This is a genomic window from Arcicella lustrica (genome assembly GCF_034930985.1).
GTDB classification, from domain to species: domain Bacteria; phylum Bacteroidota; class Bacteroidia; order Cytophagales; family Spirosomataceae; genus Arcicella; species Arcicella lustrica.
Genome location: NZ_JAYGIM010000001.1, coordinates 325,420 through 343,887, shown reverse-complemented (window position 1 = coordinate 343,887; position 18,468 = coordinate 325,420). Strand labels below are relative to the sequence as shown.

Annotated in this window: 14 protein-coding genes; 4 read left to right on the top strand and 10 right to left on the bottom strand. The window is 34.6% G+C overall.

Translation table 11 applies throughout. The features are described from left to right. Window positions 1-279: 279 nt before the first annotated feature. The 6 genes from VB798_RS01375 to VB798_RS01350 all read right to left on the bottom strand — a co-directional run bounded on the left by VB798_RS01375 (window position 280) and on the right by VB798_RS01350 (window position 9,106). Window positions 280-2,868, bottom strand: coding sequence for a TonB-dependent receptor domain-containing protein (locus VB798_RS01375; RefSeq protein ID WP_323255179.1), 2,589 nt, complete (start codon window positions 2,866-2,868; stop codon window positions 280-282). 366 nt (window positions 2,869-3,234) lie between these two features. Further along, window positions 3,235-4,233, bottom strand: coding sequence for a YpdA family putative bacillithiol disulfide reductase (locus tag VB798_RS01370; protein WP_323255177.1), 999 nt, complete (start codon window positions 4,231-4,233; stop codon window positions 3,235-3,237). A 95-nt stretch (window positions 4,234-4,328) separates the two neighbouring features. Further along, window positions 4,329-5,042, bottom strand: coding sequence for a head GIN domain-containing protein (locus VB798_RS01365; protein ID WP_323255175.1), 714 nt, complete (start codon window positions 5,040-5,042; stop codon window positions 4,329-4,331). 114 nt (window positions 5,043-5,156) lie between these two features. Beyond that, window positions 5,157-7,583 carry a PspC domain-containing protein gene (locus VB798_RS01360; protein ID WP_323255173.1) on the bottom strand — a complete coding sequence of 809 codons (2,427 nt, stop codon included), beginning with the start codon at window positions 7,581-7,583 and terminating at the stop codon, window positions 5,157-5,159. Window positions 7,584-7,653: 70 nt separating this feature from the next. Further along, complete coding sequence (locus VB798_RS01355) at window positions 7,654-8,022, bottom strand: PadR family transcriptional regulator (protein ID WP_184136936.1); 369 nt, start codon at window positions 8,020-8,022, stop codon at window positions 7,654-7,656. A gap of 646 nt (window positions 8,023-8,668) precedes the next feature. After that, window positions 8,669-9,106: a hypothetical protein gene (locus VB798_RS01350; RefSeq protein WP_323255169.1), complete on the bottom strand. Its 438-nt coding sequence runs from the start codon at window positions 9,104-9,106 to the stop codon at window positions 8,669-8,671. Between the two features lie 361 nt (window positions 9,107-9,467). On the opposite strand from VB798_RS01350, the gene VB798_RS01345 reads away from it, so the two are divergent. The 3 genes from VB798_RS01345 to VB798_RS01335 all read left to right on the top strand — a co-directional run bounded on the left by VB798_RS01345 (window position 9,468) and on the right by VB798_RS01335 (window position 13,591). Further along, on the top strand, window positions 9,468-11,672 hold the full coding sequence (locus VB798_RS01345; RefSeq protein WP_323255167.1) for a TonB-dependent receptor: 2,205 nt from the start codon (window positions 9,468-9,470) through the stop codon (window positions 11,670-11,672). 152 nt (window positions 11,673-11,824) lie between these two features. Continuing rightward, window positions 11,825-12,469, top strand: coding sequence for a hypothetical protein (locus VB798_RS01340; protein WP_323255165.1), 645 nt, complete (start codon window positions 11,825-11,827; stop codon window positions 12,467-12,469). A gap of 51 nt (window positions 12,470-12,520) precedes the next feature. Then, window positions 12,521-13,591 carry a sensor histidine kinase gene (locus tag VB798_RS01335; protein WP_323255163.1) on the top strand — a complete coding sequence of 357 codons (1,071 nt, stop codon included), beginning with the start codon at window positions 12,521-12,523 and terminating at the stop codon, window positions 13,589-13,591. A gap of 415 nt (window positions 13,592-14,006) precedes the next feature. On the opposite strand, the gene VB798_RS01330 is transcribed toward VB798_RS01335, so the two are convergent. After that, entirely contained in the window at window positions 14,007-14,579 is a 573-nt protein-coding gene (locus VB798_RS01330) for a GNAT family N-acetyltransferase (protein ID WP_323255161.1), read from the bottom strand. Between the two features lie 50 nt (window positions 14,580-14,629). On the opposite strand from VB798_RS01330, the gene VB798_RS01325 reads away from it, so the two are divergent. Continuing rightward, window positions 14,630-15,418, top strand: a complete 789-nt coding sequence (locus tag VB798_RS01325) for a LytR/AlgR family response regulator transcription factor (protein WP_323255159.1) — start codon at window positions 14,630-14,632, stop codon at window positions 15,416-15,418. A gap of 273 nt (window positions 15,419-15,691) precedes the next feature. On the opposite strand, the gene VB798_RS01320 is transcribed toward VB798_RS01325, so the two are convergent. The 3 genes from VB798_RS01320 to VB798_RS01310 form a co-directional block, all read right to left on the bottom strand. Continuing rightward, complete coding sequence (locus tag VB798_RS01320) at window positions 15,692-15,832, bottom strand: hypothetical protein (protein WP_323255157.1); 141 nt, start codon at window positions 15,830-15,832, stop codon at window positions 15,692-15,694. Window positions 15,833-15,921: 89 nt separating this feature from the next. Continuing rightward, window positions 15,922-17,259: an argininosuccinate lyase gene (argH, locus tag VB798_RS01315; RefSeq protein ID WP_323255155.1), complete on the bottom strand. Its 1,338-nt coding sequence runs from the start codon at window positions 17,257-17,259 to the stop codon at window positions 15,922-15,924. 22 nt (window positions 17,260-17,281) lie between these two features. Next, entirely contained in the window at window positions 17,282-18,466 is a 1,185-nt protein-coding gene (locus VB798_RS01310; protein WP_323255152.1) for an acyltransferase family protein, read from the bottom strand. Window positions 18,467-18,468 lie beyond the last annotated feature (2 nt).

Below are 18,468 nucleotides of genomic sequence, written 5' to 3'. Positions count from 1 at the left end.
TGTTTGTTATATTATTTTTCAAAGTAATTTTGTTGTTTTTCAAGCACGTCGAAATAACATAGCAAGTACTTATTACTCTAAAAAAATAGACTTTTTTGTATTTTATCAAGATTAAACTCGATTCACAAGCCATATTTCACTAAAAGAATATAATAATTTCTGTTACTTGATGATAGACAATTAACTTATACGATTGTTTGGGAAGCTAAACGGACAGACATAAAAAAAGCGACCTTGATTGCTCAAAGTCGCTTTTGTACTCTTTAAAAAATTATTGGCTTATCTCGGACGACCGCCACCTGCTGCTGGAGTTGCCGCTGGTTGTTGTTGCTGACCGCCACCGCCATTTCCGCCATCACCACCACCGTCTTTCAAGTCATCGTTGTTCACAGATTTCTTTCTTTTCTTCGGTGCATCAAAAGTCATTTTTCCAATACGGTAACTGAAGTTAATTTTGAAGTTCATGTTACGTAAAGTATTTGTACTTGTTTGTGAAATCGTTGATGATTCAATGCTGTTGTTAATTTTGAATCCGCCAGGAGTAAAGAAGTTTTCAGCACCTAAACCAATACTTCCTTTTTTGTTCAAGAAGTCTTTCTTTACACTTAAGCTATAGATTCCAAAACCACCTTGGCTACCTTGTAATTGTACTTGGCGACCACGGTAGAACGAGAATACCTGTAAGCCCCAGCCTTTTGTCAAGTTATAACTACCAAACATTCTGAAACTTGCTACCCAACCTTCGTTTTTAGCATTTAAAAGTGGATTCGGGTTATTATTGTTCAACTTAGAGTAATAAATATCTGTTCCTCCACCCAATTGGAATTTGTTTGAAATATTTACATTTCCAAATAAGTTCATCCCATAAGCATCTTCATTACCGATGTTTTGGAAAGTTGTTAAAAGGAATGGTTTTCCTTGTGCATCAACTTCGTTAGTACGAATACTTTGGATAGAACCCATTGTATTACGCATAAACAATGCGGTAGTCAAGAATGTATTTTTGAAGAAAGTATTTACTGTAAATTCATAATTGTTCGTAAACTCTGGCGATAAGTTCGGATTACCTTCTGTAACATTTGAAGGGTTAGAAGCATTACGGTTCGGGTTCAAGAATTGTAATGATGGTCTTTGAATACGACGGTTATAAGCCAATTTCAAAGTAGTTCCACCTTTCAAACTTTTAGAGACATTGAAGCTTGGTACGAATGTTCCATAGCTTGGAATGTTAATATCAGTTTTAGTACCACCCTCAGCTGTTTGAATAGCGTTGATAGTTGTGTACTCGTAACGTCCACCTGCTTTGAAGCTATATTTTTTCTTCGTCGTTAAAGTATAAGAAAAATATGATGCCGCAATGTTTTGGTCATAATCTAATGAACCGCTATTTCCAATCTGAGTAAAATTACTGTTTACTTGTCTAAAAATTCCTTTTCCACCAAATTCAATCATTTGTGTTTTACCAATTGGTGATTGATAATCAGCTTGTAAAGTCGCTTCTTGGTTATAGCTTGGGTTGATGTTTGTAATACGACTCAAAGAATCTGGTACTCCACGAATGATATTTGTAAAATTATTTTTACGGTCGTTACGGCTATATTGAGCTGACAAACTGAATTCTTGTTGTGGTTTTGCAAAAAGGTGAGTATAGTCAACATTCAAATCTACTGTTCCTGAATTATCTTTTGTTTCTACATCACGAATAGTTGAAGTACTTGTGCCATCAGCTCTTTTGATAATAGTAGATAGAGCATCTTGAAAAGTATTTTGATTTCTTGCACCATAACGAGCAGAAGCAGTAATCGAATTAGTTTTGTTGATGTCCCAATCCCAACCTAGTTGGTACGAACCAAACAATCCATTGTTACGAGTAGCTGCACTTTGTGTAGTACTTGTTCCATTCAATACACCATTGGTTTTTGATAATTGTTCGTTTACAAAATCTCCGTTTACGTTGTAATTAGCACGACCAAAACCACCTAATGAAAAACCCATATTGCCTTTTCTGTAGTTTCCATTCAACGACATATTTCCACCACGAATACCAACACTGCTATCAAAGTTCAAGGTCAAACCTTGTAAAGTATTCTTTTTAGTAATGATATTGATAATCCCTGAAGAACCTTCTGCATCATATTTAGCCGAAGGAGAAGTAATTACTTCAACCGACTTAATCATATCTGAAGGAATTTGTTTCAAAGCATCTGCAACGCTACTTGCTACAATTGTTGAAGGTTTGTTGTTAATCAATACCTTAACATTTTGGCTACCACGAAGCGTAACGTTTCCGTCTAAATCTACCGATAATGAAGGTACTTTTCTTAAAACATCTGTTGCATCACCGCCTTTGTTAGTTCCATCTTTTTCGGCATTGTAAACCATTCTGTCAACTTTGTCTTCAATTAAAGAGCGTTGTCCTTCTACAGTAACCTCTTGTAAAATCTCACTTTTTTGGCTTAATTTAATCACGCCTAAATCGATATCATCATTTTTGTTGACAATCTTCACCTCTACTCTTTTAGATTGATAACCCAAGAAAGTAATCGCTAATACGTAATCGCCAGTGGCTACTTTTGCCAAGGTAAATTTACCTTTATCGTCGCAAACTGTTCCGTCAACTGGTTTATTCGTTGCTTTTGCGATTAATGCTATACTGGCAAATTCAACTGCTTTAGTAGCTGCTGAATCTATGATATAACCCGTAATTTTTGCTGAGCCTTTTGGTGCTGCCTGAGCAGTGCCAGGAAGTGGAGTCGTCTCTTTCGGACGTCCGCCGCCCATTCCTCCCATTCCGCCACCTGGAAACTGAGCGAAAAGATTGGTACTGATAAGACTGATTAACGTTAATGATAATAATAATTTTTTCATAAATATAATTTTATAGTGTTCGCTCTTTTTTGTAATTAGAAACAAAGTTGGGGTAAATAGTTTATTGTATAAATTAAAAAAGTACAAATGGATTGATTTTGAGATAAAAGGAAAAGCAGGAAAATCAAGCATTAGACAAGGATACAACACAAAAATTGCATACTCGTCTCTTAGATTATGACTATTTTCGACCAAATACAGAAGTGTGTCGGTGAATGACAATTATTTCAGGACTCAATTTTAAGAAGCCTCAAATTGAGCATTTTTTGAAGTGAAGGCAAGACAAATTGATGCTGAATTAACCTATTTTCTCACCTTCTTTATGTGGTATTTTATCGTAGTTTGAGTTGTACACTCAACAATAAATCAATAATTAGGTTGATAAATTTCTTTCCCTGTGATTTTCTGCAAAATTTTTACCGCATGAATTCTTGAATTTTCAATAAATAAAGAATGTGTATTCATTCCTCCACAAATTACACCTGCTAAATAAATATTTGGCAAATTCGTTTCTTGGGTTTCTTCATCATAAGTAGGTTTCAATATTTCATCGTCTGATAAAGTAATGCCTATTTTTCGTAAAAAATCTAAATTAGGCTGATAGCCTGTCATCGCAATTACATAGTCATTTTGAATAGTAACGATACCTTCTGGCGTTTTGATGTCTATTTCATCTTGACGAACAGCCGCTACTTCCGAATTGAAATACGCTTTGATAGAACCTTCTTTGATTCTGTTTTCAATATCTGGTTTTGCCCAATACTTTACTCTGCTTCCAATTTCGCTTTGTCTGATAATCATGGTTACTTCCGCTCCTTTTCTCCATGTTTCTAAGGCTGCATCAACAGCTGAATTGTTCGCACCGACTACGGCAACTTTTTGTAAAGCATAAAAATGTGGTTCTTCGTAATAGTGTGTTACTTTCGGTAAATCCTCACCAGACACATTCATTAAATATGGAATATCGTAAAAACCAGTCGCAATAATAATGTGCTGAGCTTGATATTCGGCTTTACTTGTTTTCAGCGTATAATTAATTTCATCATTTTCTTGATACGTCTTGCTAACTTGTTCAACGCTTTCAAAAAGTTTGATATGCAATTTTCGGTGAATGGCAACTCTACGATAATACTCTAAAGCTTCTGAACGAGTAGGTTTAGCATTATTAGAAACAAAAGGAACATCTCCAATTTCAAGTCTATCCGAAGTACTGAAAAAAGTCATGTTAGATGGATAATTATACAGGGAATTCACCAAACAGCCTTTTTCTAAAATCACATAATTTAAACCAGCCGATTGCGCTTCCAATCCACAAGCCAAGCCGATAGGCCCACCGCCAATAATAATCAAGTCGTAGTGTTGCATAAATTTTAAATAAACATTTTCTTTGTTGGCTAACACACAAAAGCCCGCAAGAGTTCTGAAACGCTTGCGGGCTTAGTTTTTAATTACTGGTAAATTTATTCAGCGCTTTTTACTGAAGAAGCACCAGAAACATCAGATCTGACAGAAGGTTGACCTTTATATCTTACAGAAGAAGCTCCACTAGCTTCTACATTCAAAGTTTTACTTGCATTTACTTTAGCAGAACTTGCGCCAGAAACTTCAGCATCAACATCTCTTGCTATAAAATTGTAAGAATCAACATTACTTGCGCCAGAAAGATCAAAGTTTAGTTTAGAGGTTTTACCGTTCAATTTCAACCTAGATGCTCCAGAGCAATCTAAATTTACTTTGTCGGCATTGATATTTACTTCGGCATTAGCAGCACCCGAGAATTTCAAAGTAACGTCTTCTAAATCATTGAAACCAGAAATTTTAGATTTCGTTGCACCAGAAAAATCAACTTGTTTTAGATTTGGCATCACAATCGTAAAGCTTACTCTTTTACGATTATTATTCCATTTCCAACCTTTGCTGTCACGGTACTTCACAATCAACATACTGCCACTTAATCTTACATCCAAATCTTCAAGGTCTTCTGAACGTTCAGCATCTACTTGTACTTTGTAAGTATTTCCGTATTTCACATCAATTACAAAAGCACTTGCCATATCTAACTTATCAAAACCTTTTAACGAATACTCTTTTGTATTTTGAGCAAACATTACATTAGCAATTCCCAATAAAAAACTCAATAGTAAAGTGTTACGAAAGTAGGTTTTAGTATTCATGTCTTTGTTGTTTAAGTATTTTTTATTGAGATGCAATCTATCGTAGAAAGGTTGCAAGAAGACTGTTTTTTTTATGAAAGGTTTTTGATGCTGACCAATCAATGATTTTCAATCTTAATCTTTTTCAATAGAACCACCTTCTTGTACCGAACGAGTAACAGAAGGTTCTCCACGATAACGAACTGAGCCTAAACCTATGGTTTTAGCTTCTAGTTTTTCACGGACATTGATTTCCGCAGAAGCTGTACCTTTTACTTCTAAAGTAGCAGATACTACATCTAAATCAAATGATTCTAATTTTGATTCATTATCTAGTTTAGCATTCAATCTGTTATAGTTTCCACTAATCTTTAGTTTAGCTCCATTGGCAAGGTCAACAAAAAGCTCTTCTCCATCAAAATTCTTTATTTTACTAGTGCCTACTCCACCTTTGATAGCAAAGGCTTTTAATCTTGGCATCGTAATATGAATATCATAAATGTCTCTTGATTTTTGTCCGTCTTTGGCATCAATAACCAATGTTCCATCAAATACTGTATATTTTAATTTTTCAAGGGCATTTTCACCAGCACTGCTCACTTCAACCTTAAACTCATCGCCTTGATTGACCAAAACATTCGATATTCCGCTAAGATTTACTTTTAGACTTTCAAAATCTTTTAATGGTAAAGTCTGAATTGCTACTCCATCAGGAAAATAATTTGACTGGTCATCATCATTGTCAGAATATCTTTTTGGGAAACGGTTTTCGCAAACAATATCTCCTTCTTTTGTAATCTTCCAGATAGAACCTTTAAATAAATCACCATTACTTTCGTCAAAATATCCTCCATCAAAATCATTATCCACAAAACTTGCAAATCCACGAGTCATAGAGAATGTTTTTCCATAAGGAATATAAACTTTCATTCTGATTCTTTGGTCACGGAAATGAGCATCGTCTTTGAATTCAAATCTGTCGTCAAACTTCAAGATAGAGTCTTTCTGAATGATATTATAAGTAACAGCCATTGCATTGGTTTCAGCATCTTTTTTATCGACACCATCTGCTCTGAAAATTTTCTCAATTTTAATAACTGCTCCATCGTAGCCAATTAGCTCTACAGAAGGTTCCCAGTCTTGGTCTAATCCAGTTGTTGTAACATCAAAAATTGGTGTACTATTATTAAAGTTGAACGTTACGTTTTCTTCAATAGAAGCAGTTTTAGCGAAATTCTTGGCATATTTTACTCCTGTGTACATCGTAATTAACAAGCCAATTAAAAATACGCCTAACAAACTTTGCCAAGTAATTGGTGTAAACAAATTTCTACGAATTACCAAGGAAACACCTGCACAAGCTACCAAAAAGGCAGGAACTGCTAAGGCTAAAAATCCACCCAAGAACAATATCGGAGAAGCATCACGAGCAATTAAACCTACTGGAAAATGGTCGCCGATATACACATTTGCATTTTCTAAAGCTGTTAAACCTACAAAAAGCGAGAAGAAAAGAGCGATGATAAATACTACTCCACTAAAAACCATCATTCCACCAACGAAAATACGAGCCACTGAAGCTAAAAATACGGTGATAGGTCCTAAAGCTTTGAATACCTGAGAAATTATTCTAAAAGGCAATAATAATAATCTTGTTAATGGTTCTTCAGGTTTATCTTCTGAATGCAAAGTACGCTTAATGTTCGATTCGATATTTTCAAGCGTAATTGGTTCACCTGACATTTGCATTTTATCTGTTAAAGATTTTGCTTCTGGCGCAATTGCCCAGAGAATCAAATACAAAACAATACCTGAACCAAAAAGGAAAATACTTAATACAAATACAAAACGGAGCATTCCTAAATCCCAACCTGTATAAGAAGCGATACCACTCACTACGCCACCCATTACTTTTCCGTCTGGATTACGATAGAATTTACGAATTCTTTCATCTTCTTCTAAAATGGCATTTGCAGGGAAAGCAATCCAACAAGCGATATACAATACAAAAGTAATTCCACTTAAAATTCCCGCTGTAATTGGACCGATTCCTAGTAAACAAAACAAGAATGCTAGGCGAATCCAAAGTGGGTCAAAACCCAAATTATGAGCTAAACCTGCACAAACACCTCCTAATAATTTTCTTTTTGTATCACGGTAAAGTTTGCGGTCACGTGGTTCGTATTTGAAGTTTTCAAAATTACTTGAAGTTTTTTCTTGAGAAGATTCTTGTTTCTTTTCTTCTTTAGTCTCTTCTTTTTTCTGTCCGTTTACTGCAAAATCTTCTTCTTCTTCGATTGCCGCAAAATCAGAAACAGAACCCATAGAAGCTATTAAACCTTCTACGTCTTCAAGTGTAATTACTTGAGAATCTTCACTTTTATGTTTTGTCCAAAATTTTTCAGCAATTCTGGCTTCAATGTCTGCAACAATTTCTTTTGAACCTTCATAAGAAGCAAAATACTTCTGAATGGATTTCAGGTAGGCATTTAATCGCTCGAAGCCGTCTTCTTCGATATGAAAAACTATGCCTGCAATATTGATTGATATGGTCTTTTTCATGTTTGAATGAATATATGAGTGAAATACCCAGATGCTATTTTAAATATTTATTTGGCTTTTAAAGGATTGGTTAAACGCCTTCTTCTTCTGACTCTTTGTTATGATGATGAAAAGATTCGTGAATAATTTGATTGACAGAAGCTTGTAGTTCATTCCAAGTTTCTCCGAATTGTTCAAGGAAAATTTTACCAGTGTCAGTAAGAATATAATATTTTCTTGGCGGACCAGATACCGATTCTACCCATTTGTAGTCTAACAGTCCTGAGTTTTTCAACCGAGTAAGCAAAGGGTAAAGCGTTCCTTCCACAACCATTATTTTGGCGGAAGTCAGCTCCTCTAACATATCTGAAGCATATACTTCTCCTCGGGAAATGATGTGCAGGATACAAAATTCTAAAATCCCTTTCCGCATCTGCACTTTGGCATTTTCTAAATCCATATTTTTAATTTCTGTTTAAAATCGTTCGTAATTGCTGGGAGTTAATATTTGTCTATTTGCTTCATATCTAAAAGCTTATAGCTTAATGTTGAAACAAAGATATAAAAAGGTACTATGTCATGCAAGGTACTATGGTAAAATATTTTTTTATTTAGATAAATGGAGTTAAATAATTACAAATGGCAAAAGATTGAAGAATAAAAAGAGAGAAGAAACTGAGATTGGCATAAAAAAAATTTGGCGAGCCTTATTAAGGTTCGCCAAAATGTATCACTAACACACCAAAATATGGTTTTGAGCTCAAAGAGAAAAACTCCTCTTACTAAAAACCTATTTGAATTTATAGATAATCACGTTAGTCAGTCTGACAAAACGCTACATTAATCTTCACTTGAAAGAATTAAATAAAAACTATTCTAAATGCTAGTAACAAACTTATAACAATAACTTGTTAATTCAAATTTGAATTATCTTTTTCTTATTATACGGTAAAAAACTTGTCATTTATTATCAATTGTTAATCTTAAAATCCTAAATCATTGAAATCGTTTTAATAGTGATTATTATTAATGATTATAGTTTATATTTAGTCTATTCTAAGTAAGGTTTAGACACTCTAAATAGACAAAGTCGCAAGTTTAAGCATTTATTTTTTTTCTATGATTGTAATTTTATTATCGTAATTCAAAAACCTTCCGCCATAAACATCTTCATATAAAACTTTAAAATGAAAAGATGAATCATTCATTACTTGATAACCCAGATGTTGGGCTAATATTTGATTATTTTTCAGAACATACAATTCTTTTTCCTCTCCTATTTTCATAACACTTCCCGTTTCTAAATCATCAAAATAATAAGGAAATTTATTAAAATTACTTCCATTGATATGTACCCATTCTGAAGTGAATAATTTAGAAAAAGAATCATATTTTTTTTGATGATAATAAACTTCTACATTTTTTATAAAAGCTGGACCAACACCTTTATTATCTACTTCGTAATGAAAAACGTTATTATCATAAACTCCACCTTCAAACCACAAATATGGATATACAGAGGCTTTTTGTTGTTCTCTTGACATTTTTAATTGTTCGAGATAAATAAAAATAGAAATTACGCTGGTCAGAATCGCCACTGTACCTACTATCAATTCTATGTTTAGTCTGTGATTGAAGATTTTAATTACAAAAGTTTAAATAGTTATTAGAAATTAGTTAATGGTGATTAGTTTTCTAAGGGATTGATTATTATAAAATAAATGACTCCATTTTAATGTAGTAAAACAACATAAGTTAATTTTAAAAGGCATTCAGTAGTTTTTTATTAAAAATTCCCTCCTAAAAATACTGAGTTCATCCATTATAATCATCATTTCGTCGGAAAACAATTCAATAAAAATTCATTTTCAAGTTGTTTTGGATCATCAATTAAACAACACGACGATGAAAACATTTACTTATCTGTTAATCCTCTATTTCTTATTTATCGCTACGCAAGTTTTTTCACAAACTACTGTTACAGGCAAAGTACTTGACGAAAAAGGTAAGTCTTTGCCCGGTGCAAATATTTCATTAAAAGGTTCGTATGATGGAGTAACTGCCGATGCTGATGGAAATTTCAAATTTACCAGTACTGAAAAAGACGAACAAATACTTGTTTGTACTTTCGTGGGCTTTGATACTTTCAGTAAAAGTATTTTGATGAATCAAAAAAACATTGAAGTGATTTTTAAACTCAAAGAATCAGCCAATGAATTGAATACTGTTACGGTAACTGCTGGTACGTTTGAGGCTTCGGACGAAAAGAAAACCACTTTAATCAAACCTTTAGATATTGTTACGACTGCGGGTGGCGGAGCAGATATTACGCAAACTATGACTTTACTTACGCCCGGTTCACAACGAAACGGAGAATCTACAGGAATGTTTGTAAGAGGAGGTTCGGCGCAAGAATCTAAAATTTTAATTGACGGCTTGACTGTACAAAATGCGTACAATACTTCTTCTCCAGATGTTGCTGCTCGTTCTCGCTTCTCTCCTTTTCAATTCAAAGGTTCAGCATTTTCTACAGGTGGATATTCCGCACAATATGGTCAGGCTTTATCGGCAGTTTTGTTGATGAATACGACTGATTTAGCTACAGAAACCAGCTATACCGTCAATGCTAACTTAGCACAAGTTTCAGCGGGTTACACACATTTAGCTGACAAGCATTCTTTAAGCGGAACACTTGCTTACAATAACCTTACGCCTTTGTTCAAAATCTATCCGCAAAATATAGATTGGGTAAAAATCCCTGAACAAATTAATGTTGCTAGTTCCTATCGTTTGAAACCTTCGGCAGACGCCTCTTTTAAAATAGATGCTATTTATGGAAAAAGTGAATCAGGAATGATGTTTACTAATGCCGAACAAAATCTTGCTCTTTCAAAATTCGGTGTAAAAAACAACAACCTCTTACTGACAAGTACTTATCAAAAGGCTTTAGATAAAAATGCTAATTGGGTGTTAAAATCGGGAGCTTCATATTCTTACAATCAAGATTTATTAAGTGTAAATACTGATGCTTTTGAAAAAACAGAACAGCGTTCTCAGTTCAGAGCAGTATTGGTAAAATCATTTGAAAATAATTCAAATATTCTGTTTGGTACAGAAGGACATATCGCTCAATATGGTTTGAAACTAGAACAAGCGACAAGCGATAAAAAGCAATACCAACTAACCGATAATTTTGAAGCAATGTTCTCTGAATCAGAATTTTACCTGACTCGTAAATTGGCTGGAAGAATCGGAATCAGAGCCGAACATTCTTCATTGGCTTCAAGCTTTAATGTTGCTCCGAGATTTTCTTTGGCTTATAAAACTGGACTTTACTCTCAAATTTCAGCGGCTGGTGGCACTTTCTACCAAACTCCTGATTTTCAATATTATTATTACAACAAAACGCTTGGTTACGAAAAGGCTACACATGCAGTGTTGAATTATCAGCTTATCAAAGATAATCGTACTTTCAGGGTTGAGGCTTATTATAAAAAGTATGCGAATTTAGTCCGTGAATATGCTGAACAAGAAAACTATTTTGATGCAAATCCTCAACGCTTTCCAAATGGTAGAACTGATAATACTGGAAAGGGTTTTGCACAAGGAATTGATGTCTTTTTCCGTGATAATAAATCTTTTAAAAACGGACAATTGTGGGTGAATTATAGTTATTGCGATGCCAAACGTTTGTCGGGTAATTACTTGACAGAAACACAACCGACCTTCGTTTCAAACCATAATTTGAATGTGATTTACAAACAATACATCGCCAAACCGATGATGACGGTTTCTGGAACGTACTCTTTCACAAGCGGTCGCCCGTATTACAATCCGAATAATCCAGTTTTCTTATCAGATCGTACTCCAAATGTTCATAACACTAGCATTTGGATAAATTACTTGACCAATATCAAAGGGAATTTTATGGTAGTTTACTTTTCGGTTGATAATATTTTAGGTACTCATAATGTCTATAACTATCGTTATTCAGCAGACGGAAAAACTCGCACAGAAGTAAGACCAGCGGCATATCGTACCATTATGATTGGTACTTTTATCACTATTTCAAAGAAAAAAGTTTTGCCAGAAGATATGCGTAAAAATTAAGAAAACTGAAATATTTTTCACGCTAAAGAAACGACAATTCACTCCTTGAAATACTTAGTTCGTCGGAATTATATTCATTCAAAACGTATCTTAAAATACCTTTGATTCATCAAAAAAGAAATCTTTAAACATTAAAATAAACGAATATTATCATGAAAAATCTATTATTAACTATCGTAATTGCATTAACTTTTTTCACTGCTAAAGCAACTGACAACGAACGTTTTTACAAAGCAATGGGCGAAACCCTTGGTCAATTAGGGCAAGCAAAAGACCTGACTTCGTACCAAGAAGTAGCCAATAAATTTGAAAGAATTGCCAGTTCTGAAACTTCAGAATGGCTACCAAATTATTATGCTAGTTTAACTTACTCATTAATCGCCATGCAACAAAAAAGCGGTAGCGAAATCGATAAGTATTTAGACAAAGCCGATATTTTTATCGAAAAATTAGCACAACAAAAAGTAAGTAATCAGGACGAAGTAGAAGTATTAAAAGCGCAAATTGCTATGATGAGAATTTCGGTAGATGGTCAAGCCCGTTTTATGAAATATGGTTCGGCTTTTGAAGGAGCAATTGCTAAAGCAAAAAGTATTAATCCTGAAAACCCAAGAGCATATTCTTTAAAAGCGCAAATGATTTTTTATACACCAGAGCAATTTGGTGGCGGAGCCAAAAATGCTTGTCCTGAAATTCAGAAAGCTTTAGAAAAATTCGCTAACTTCAAAGCAACAAGCCCAATTAATCCAAATTGGGGAGCAGAGCAAATCAAAGAAATGGCAAAAGCCTGCAAGTAAAATAAAATCTTATATGAATCATGACGGTGTAAAAAGCCGTCATTCATTTTTATGGCAAAGGAATTAAAATCAAGTTTTTGGGGTCGTTTTTGGTTGCTGAGTTTTTTCACAGTGATGGCATTCAATGGGCATATTTACTTCATCATTGGCATTATCAGAGGAAAAAATCAATACAAAGATTTCATTATCAACATTATTTACAGTAATATTTACGATGCTACAATGATGATTGGCTTATGCTGGTTATTCATCCAATTTGGTTCTTTTAGCAGATTTATTTGGGTTCGTCATGGCATTTTATCATTGTGTACGATGCTCTCGGCAGTGTTAAAATTCTTTAGTTTTTCACTGCTTTACAAATTCTTTGAAGACGACATCCCTACAAAAATCACCAATTATTCAAGAGATAATTATGACGCATTATTCGTCTTGGGACCATTACTTGGCGCAAATATTATTTACTATTGGTTTACGCATGAACGCACAAGGCTCATCAAAATGACCGAACAAGAATATCAATTATTACAATTAAACGACCTGAAAATTCGGGCAGAATTAGAAGCTCTCGAAGCAAAAATCAATCCTCATTTTTTGTACAATTCTTTGAATTCAATTGCTTCATTGGTACACGATGACCCTGATAAAGCTGAACACATGGTGTTGAATCTTTCAAAATTCTACCGATACTCCACAGGTAGAAGTCAGGAACATTATGATACTTTGGAAAATGAATTAGAAATTGTAAAAACCTATCTAGAAATTGAGAAAATTCGTTTTGATGAACGACTGATTTATACTGTAGAATTTGAAGACGAAGCTTTCAGAAAATATAAAATTCCAAGATTTTTACTCCAACCCATTATTGAAAATGCCATCAAACATGGGATTTCTAAAATTGCGGGACAAGGTGTTCTGAAAATTAAAGTAAGCAAAGAGAAGGAAAACTTAAACATTAAGATTTTTGATAACGGTGTTCCTTTTCCTGATAATATTTTTTCGGGTTATGGTTTGAAGTCGATTCAAGATAAACTTCGCTTACTTTCGGGCGAAACGGCTTCGATGGAATTGACCAATTCGCCTGAGAAAGTGGTGATTATTAGTTTGCCAGTTAGCTCGGTTTAGCTTTGAGCTGTGAGTTATGAGCGAACCTTAATTTAAAAAGCTCAAAGCTCGTAGCTCATAGCTCAAGACTTAGTCTTAACTCAGAAAAGCTGTATGCTAATGCACATTTTCTGACTTGTAATACACAAAATCTGAGTTAAGAGTCAGAGAAATGGAGTTAAAGCTCGCTAAAAGTGTATTGTAGCTCATAAAATCCGAGTACCTACTCACTTGAACTGAGTCAGTACTCAATAAATCTGAGTTAAAGCTCAGTCAAATTGAGTTGATAGTCGGAAATACTGTATTAGAACTCAGTTTATGTGGGCCTACTCCCAGCGACGAGCTTTGAGCCTTGAGCTATGAGCTTTGAGCAAGCATTTATTAAAAAAAGCTCAAAGCTCGTCGCTCATAGCTCACAGCTAAAAAAGCTAAAAAGCTATCTTATTTCCAATTTCCAGTTCTTAACTTGTATTTTTTCGATATGGTGTACTTCGGCAATGCCAAATTCTCGGAATCCAGCTTTTTTAAGTACATTTTGTGAAGGTAAATTAAAAAATGGCGTATCGGCAAGAATGGTTTTTAAAGAAGGTTCAAGGCTCGCCCAGTCTAACAAACATTTGAGAGCCTCGCTCGCATAACCTTTTTCTCGGTGTTTTCCATCAATAAAATAGCCGACCATCGTTACGCCATCTTGGTCTGGAAAACCAGCAAAACCGATACCTCCAATTGAAATATTTTCGGCAACTAAAACGATTTCCCAATTGGTGTACCAAAAAAAGTTATCAGGGTTTTCGGCAGTCATCGGAAGCCAGAAATTTACTAAAGCATCCAAAGTTTCGGCTTTGAAGAAATCTTCAATTTGCCAATTAGATGGATTCAGCCCTAATTGTCGCTCCATTTTTTCTCTACTTTGGATAAACCAGAGCGTCAGTAAATCATTATCTAAAGGAATTAATTTTAATCGTTCTGAATATATTTCTATCATCCCATTTTCCACGATTCGCCACATCGTGTATATCAAAAATTAACCAGCGATTTGGCAAATCGTGTGAAAAATCTATGTTTAAAACAATATTTATCGACGACGAAAAACTGGCTATCAATCGCCTTGAGAGATTGCTGGGCAAATATACAGATACTTTTGAGATAATCGGACGAGCCAATAATGGTGCTGAAGGGCTTTCGTTGGTAGAAACACTTCGACCTGATTTGATTTTTTTAGACATTGAAATGCCTGTGATGACGGGCTTTGAAATGCTTTCTCGCCTTACTTTTATGCCTTTAGTAGTTTTTGCCACGGCTTTTGATGAGTATGCGATTAAGGCTTTTGAGGAAAATTCTATTGACTATTTACTCAAACCCATCGAGTATGAAAGATTAGATAAAACAGTGCAAAAACTTAAACTTTGGCAAGCCAATACAAAAGCAAAAATTGAACAAGCGAACAATCAAGAGCATTTGTTCAATGATAATCTTTTGAAAATGATTGAGGCAATGAAGCCTAAAAAATCAATTAGTTCTATTTCTGTAAAAACAGGAAGTAAGATTTTATTGATTGATTTACAAGACATTAGCCATTTTGAAGCAGATGACAAATATGTATTTCTGATAACACTTGATGGACAAAAATACTTGACAAGTTATACGATTTCTATTCTTGCGGAGAAATTACCTTCTAATCAGTTTTTGCAAATTAGTAGGGCAAATATTATTAATACTTTGAAAATCAAGGAAATTGAGAAGCATTTCAACGGAAAGTTTCAAATTACGATGAAAGATAAAGCTCAAAGTAAAATGATTTCTGGCGGTACTTTTGGAGAGGCAATTAAGGCTTTGTTTGAGATTTAGGTTTTTGGGAGACTTAAAGACTGGAGGACTTTAGGACTGTAAGACAGAAGAAGCAAGAGACAAGATGCAAGAGATTTTTATTGGGGACTTTAGGACTGTAAGACAGAAGAAGCAAGAGACAAGATGCAAGAGGTTTTTATTGGGGACTTGAGGATTTTAAGACTTGAAGATGAAAGAAGCAAGAAACAAGATGCCGGGAGGTTTTTATTGGAGACTTGAGGATTTTAGAACTGAAAAATAAAAATCACTAAATCACAATTCACTAATTCACAACTAAAAAATTCCTTTAGCAATTAAATAAGGTACAATTAACCAAAGTAATCCTTTAATCAAGAAAAAGAAAAAACCTGCCCAACCTAAGCGTTTGAGCCATGCACGAAAATCTTTTTTGGGTGGGGTTTGATTTGTTTCCAATGTTAATGAGTGATTTCCAGATTAACGCCATTACTTTTCAATTAGTTTTCACCTCAATGATTTTTTATCTCATTGAGGTGAAAAGTTTTCTATTTCAGCAAGTCGTCAATGGCATTTTGTACTTTTTCAAAGCCAAATCTTCCTACTACTTCTTGCATCATCGTCGAAATTTGTTCGTTGCACAAATTGCCAATGCTTCCTTCGTGACTGTGTTTTAAATCACGGTTGGGCGTATAAGTATTTGAATTGATTTCGTTACCAATAATTTTATACGCTTCACGGAAAGGCACGCCTTGCAAAACCAATTCGTTTACTCTTTCTACCGAAAATAATAAATCGTATTTGGTATCTTCCAAAATTCCTTCTTTTACTTGAATATTTGAAAGCATGAAGTAAGTCATGTCTAAGCAATTCAAAATTTCATCAAAAGCAGGCATTAAAATTTCTTTCAAAATCTGCATTTCACGATGATATCCAGAAGGCAAATTGCCCATTACCAACATTATTTCGTTGGGAAGTCCTTTCAAACGGTTCGTTTTTCCTCTCAATAATTCTGCCACATCAGGATTTTTCTTGTGCGGCATAATCGAACTTCCCGTCGTCATTTCATCAGGTAATTTAATGAAACCGAAGTTCTGAGAATTGTACAAACAAATGTCCATAGCCAATCTTGAGAGCGTTGAAGCAAATTGAGCAATGGCGGTTGTGGCAAATAATTCAGTTTTTCCACGAGACATTTGGGCATAAACCACATTGTAATGCAAATTATCAAAACCCAATAATTCCGTCGTCATAGTTCTGTTCAAAGGAAAAGACGAACCATAACCAGCACCAGAACCCAGTGGATTTTTGTTTGCTAAACGATAAGCGGCTTGCAACATTTCCATATCGTCCACCAAACTTTCGGCATAAGCACCAAACCACAAACCAAAACTTGAAGGCATGGCAATTTGCAAATGTGTATAACCCGGCAACAATACTTCTTTGAATTTTTCGCTCAAAGTAATCAATAATTCAAACAAACGATTTGAAGATTCTGCTACTTCTTGCAAACGAGTACGAGTGAAAAGTTTTAAATCCACCAAAACTTGGTCGTTTCTCGAACGTCCAGAGTGGATTTTCTTACCAGCTTCGCCCAATTTACGAGTAAGCATCAATTCTACTTGCGAATGCACATCTTCGATGCCTTCTTCAATCGTAAAATCTCCTGCTTGAATACTTTGGTAAATCGCCTTTAATTCTTGCTGAATTTCGGCTAATTCTGCTTTTTCAAGCAAGCCAATACTTTCTAACATTTGCGTATGAGCCAAAGAACCCAACACATCAAATTCAGCTAAAAGTACATCAAATTCAGGGTCACGCCCAACGGTAAATTTTTCAATCTTTTCATTTACCGAAACATTATCTTTTTGCCAGAGTTTGCTCAATTTTTTATTTTTTATATTTCGTTTAAACCTTAATAAATATCTTTTTGCGATACATCCACCGCAAAATTAGCCATTCAAAACCTAAAACTAATGTTCCTTGCACCAAGCTTTGATATGGAATACCAAAAATTGTGGCATAATCTTTCCCCAAATGAATCAATAAAGATTTTGCAATGTAAGAATCAACAGTGTGTGCGATTATATAAGCAGCGATGGAATTTGTACCAATGACGATGAAGAAAAAAACATATTTCCCTTTTTGAAGTACATCTATCGTCCAATAAAAAAATGCCATTAACAGAAAACACCAGCCTCCGCTAAAAAGTACCCAAGTGGGCGTCCAGATTCTTTTTACATTCGGACTAATTCCAAAGTAATTTAAGATTGATGCCAACACCAAACCGCTAATGCCCAAAATGATAAAAGTCTTTAATTTTTCATTAGAAGAAGTATTGGCTTTCAAGATAGTGCCAGCCAAAAGTCCTAAAATCATCGTTCCTAAAGTAGGAATAAAACTTAAAGTAACGTAGCCCCCACCATTGAAAACGAAGGGTTTCTCTCTTGGAAAAAGATTCAAAAACCATTGGTCGAAGTCAGAAGCTAAATTGGTGTTTTTGTTCCAATGAGCGGCAAATCCTGATAAATGATGCGACCAATCTTTAGCAACGCCAACACTTGTGGTATCAAAATTAGCCGCAGGCAGAGGATACAAAGCAAAAGCCAACCAATAGCCCAGAAGTATGAATACTAAAGTGGCGATTTGCATTTTTTGAGAACGGAAATTCAATAAAAATAAGAAAGAATAGCCCAAACCAATTTGGGTAAGTGTATCTTCAAAAGTAAAGTTTGTCTGTTCTTTCCACTGCGAACGAAGGAAAATACCCAGCAAAATCAATTTCAAAGAACGCCAAAGCACATGACTGAATACTTTGGTAAAATTCTCTTGATGTTGCAAGCGATTCGCCACCGAATAAGGCAAAACTACACCCACCAAAAAAGAAAATGAAGGTTGAATTAAATCATGCAGTGAACAACCAATCCATTCTACGTGCGATTGATTGAAAGCAAGAAATTGCCAAAAAGTACTTTGGGGCAAAGCTTCTGAAACTTTTTCAAAACTCAAAACCTCAGCCATCATTAAAAACATCACAAAGCCACGGTAAACGTCTGCCGAAGTTAGTCGATTTTGAAATGATGATTGAGACATTG

Excerpts from the sequence above, each read along its gene's own strand:
- VB798_RS01375 (WP_323255179.1), bottom strand. The coding sequence starts at position 2,868 with ATGAAAAAATTATTATTATCATTAACGTTAATCAGTCTTATCAGTACC.
- VB798_RS01370 (WP_323255177.1), bottom strand. The coding sequence starts at position 4,233 with ATGCAACACTACGACTTGATTATTATTGGCGGTGGGCCTATCGGCTTG.
- VB798_RS01365 (WP_323255175.1), bottom strand. The coding sequence starts at position 5,042 with ATGAATACTAAAACCTACTTTCGTAACACTTTACTATTGAGTTTTTTA.
- VB798_RS01360 (WP_323255173.1), bottom strand. The coding sequence starts at position 7,583 with ATGAAAAAGACCATATCAATCAATATTGCAGGCATAGTTTTTCATATC.
- VB798_RS01355 (WP_184136936.1), bottom strand. The coding sequence starts at position 8,022 with ATGGATTTAGAAAATGCCAAAGTGCAGATGCGGAAAGGGATTTTAGAA.
- VB798_RS01350 (WP_323255169.1), bottom strand. The coding sequence starts at position 9,106 with ATGTCAAGAGAACAACAAAAAGCCTCTGTATATCCATATTTGTGGTTT.
- VB798_RS01345 (WP_323255167.1), top strand. The coding sequence starts at position 9,468 with ATGAAAACATTTACTTATCTGTTAATCCTCTATTTCTTATTTATCGCT.
- VB798_RS01340 (WP_323255165.1), top strand. The coding sequence starts at position 11,825 with ATGAAAAATCTATTATTAACTATCGTAATTGCATTAACTTTTTTCACT.
- VB798_RS01335 (WP_323255163.1), top strand. The coding sequence starts at position 12,521 with ATGGCAAAGGAATTAAAATCAAGTTTTTGGGGTCGTTTTTGGTTGCTG.
- VB798_RS01330 (WP_323255161.1), bottom strand. The coding sequence starts at position 14,579 with ATGTGGCGAATCGTGGAAAATGGGATGATAGAAATATATTCAGAACGA.
- VB798_RS01325 (WP_323255159.1), top strand. The coding sequence starts at position 14,630 with ATGTTTAAAACAATATTTATCGACGACGAAAAACTGGCTATCAATCGC.
- VB798_RS01310 (WP_323255152.1), bottom strand. The coding sequence starts at position 18,466 with ATGTCTCAATCATCATTTCAAAATCGACTAACTTCGGCAGACGTTTAC.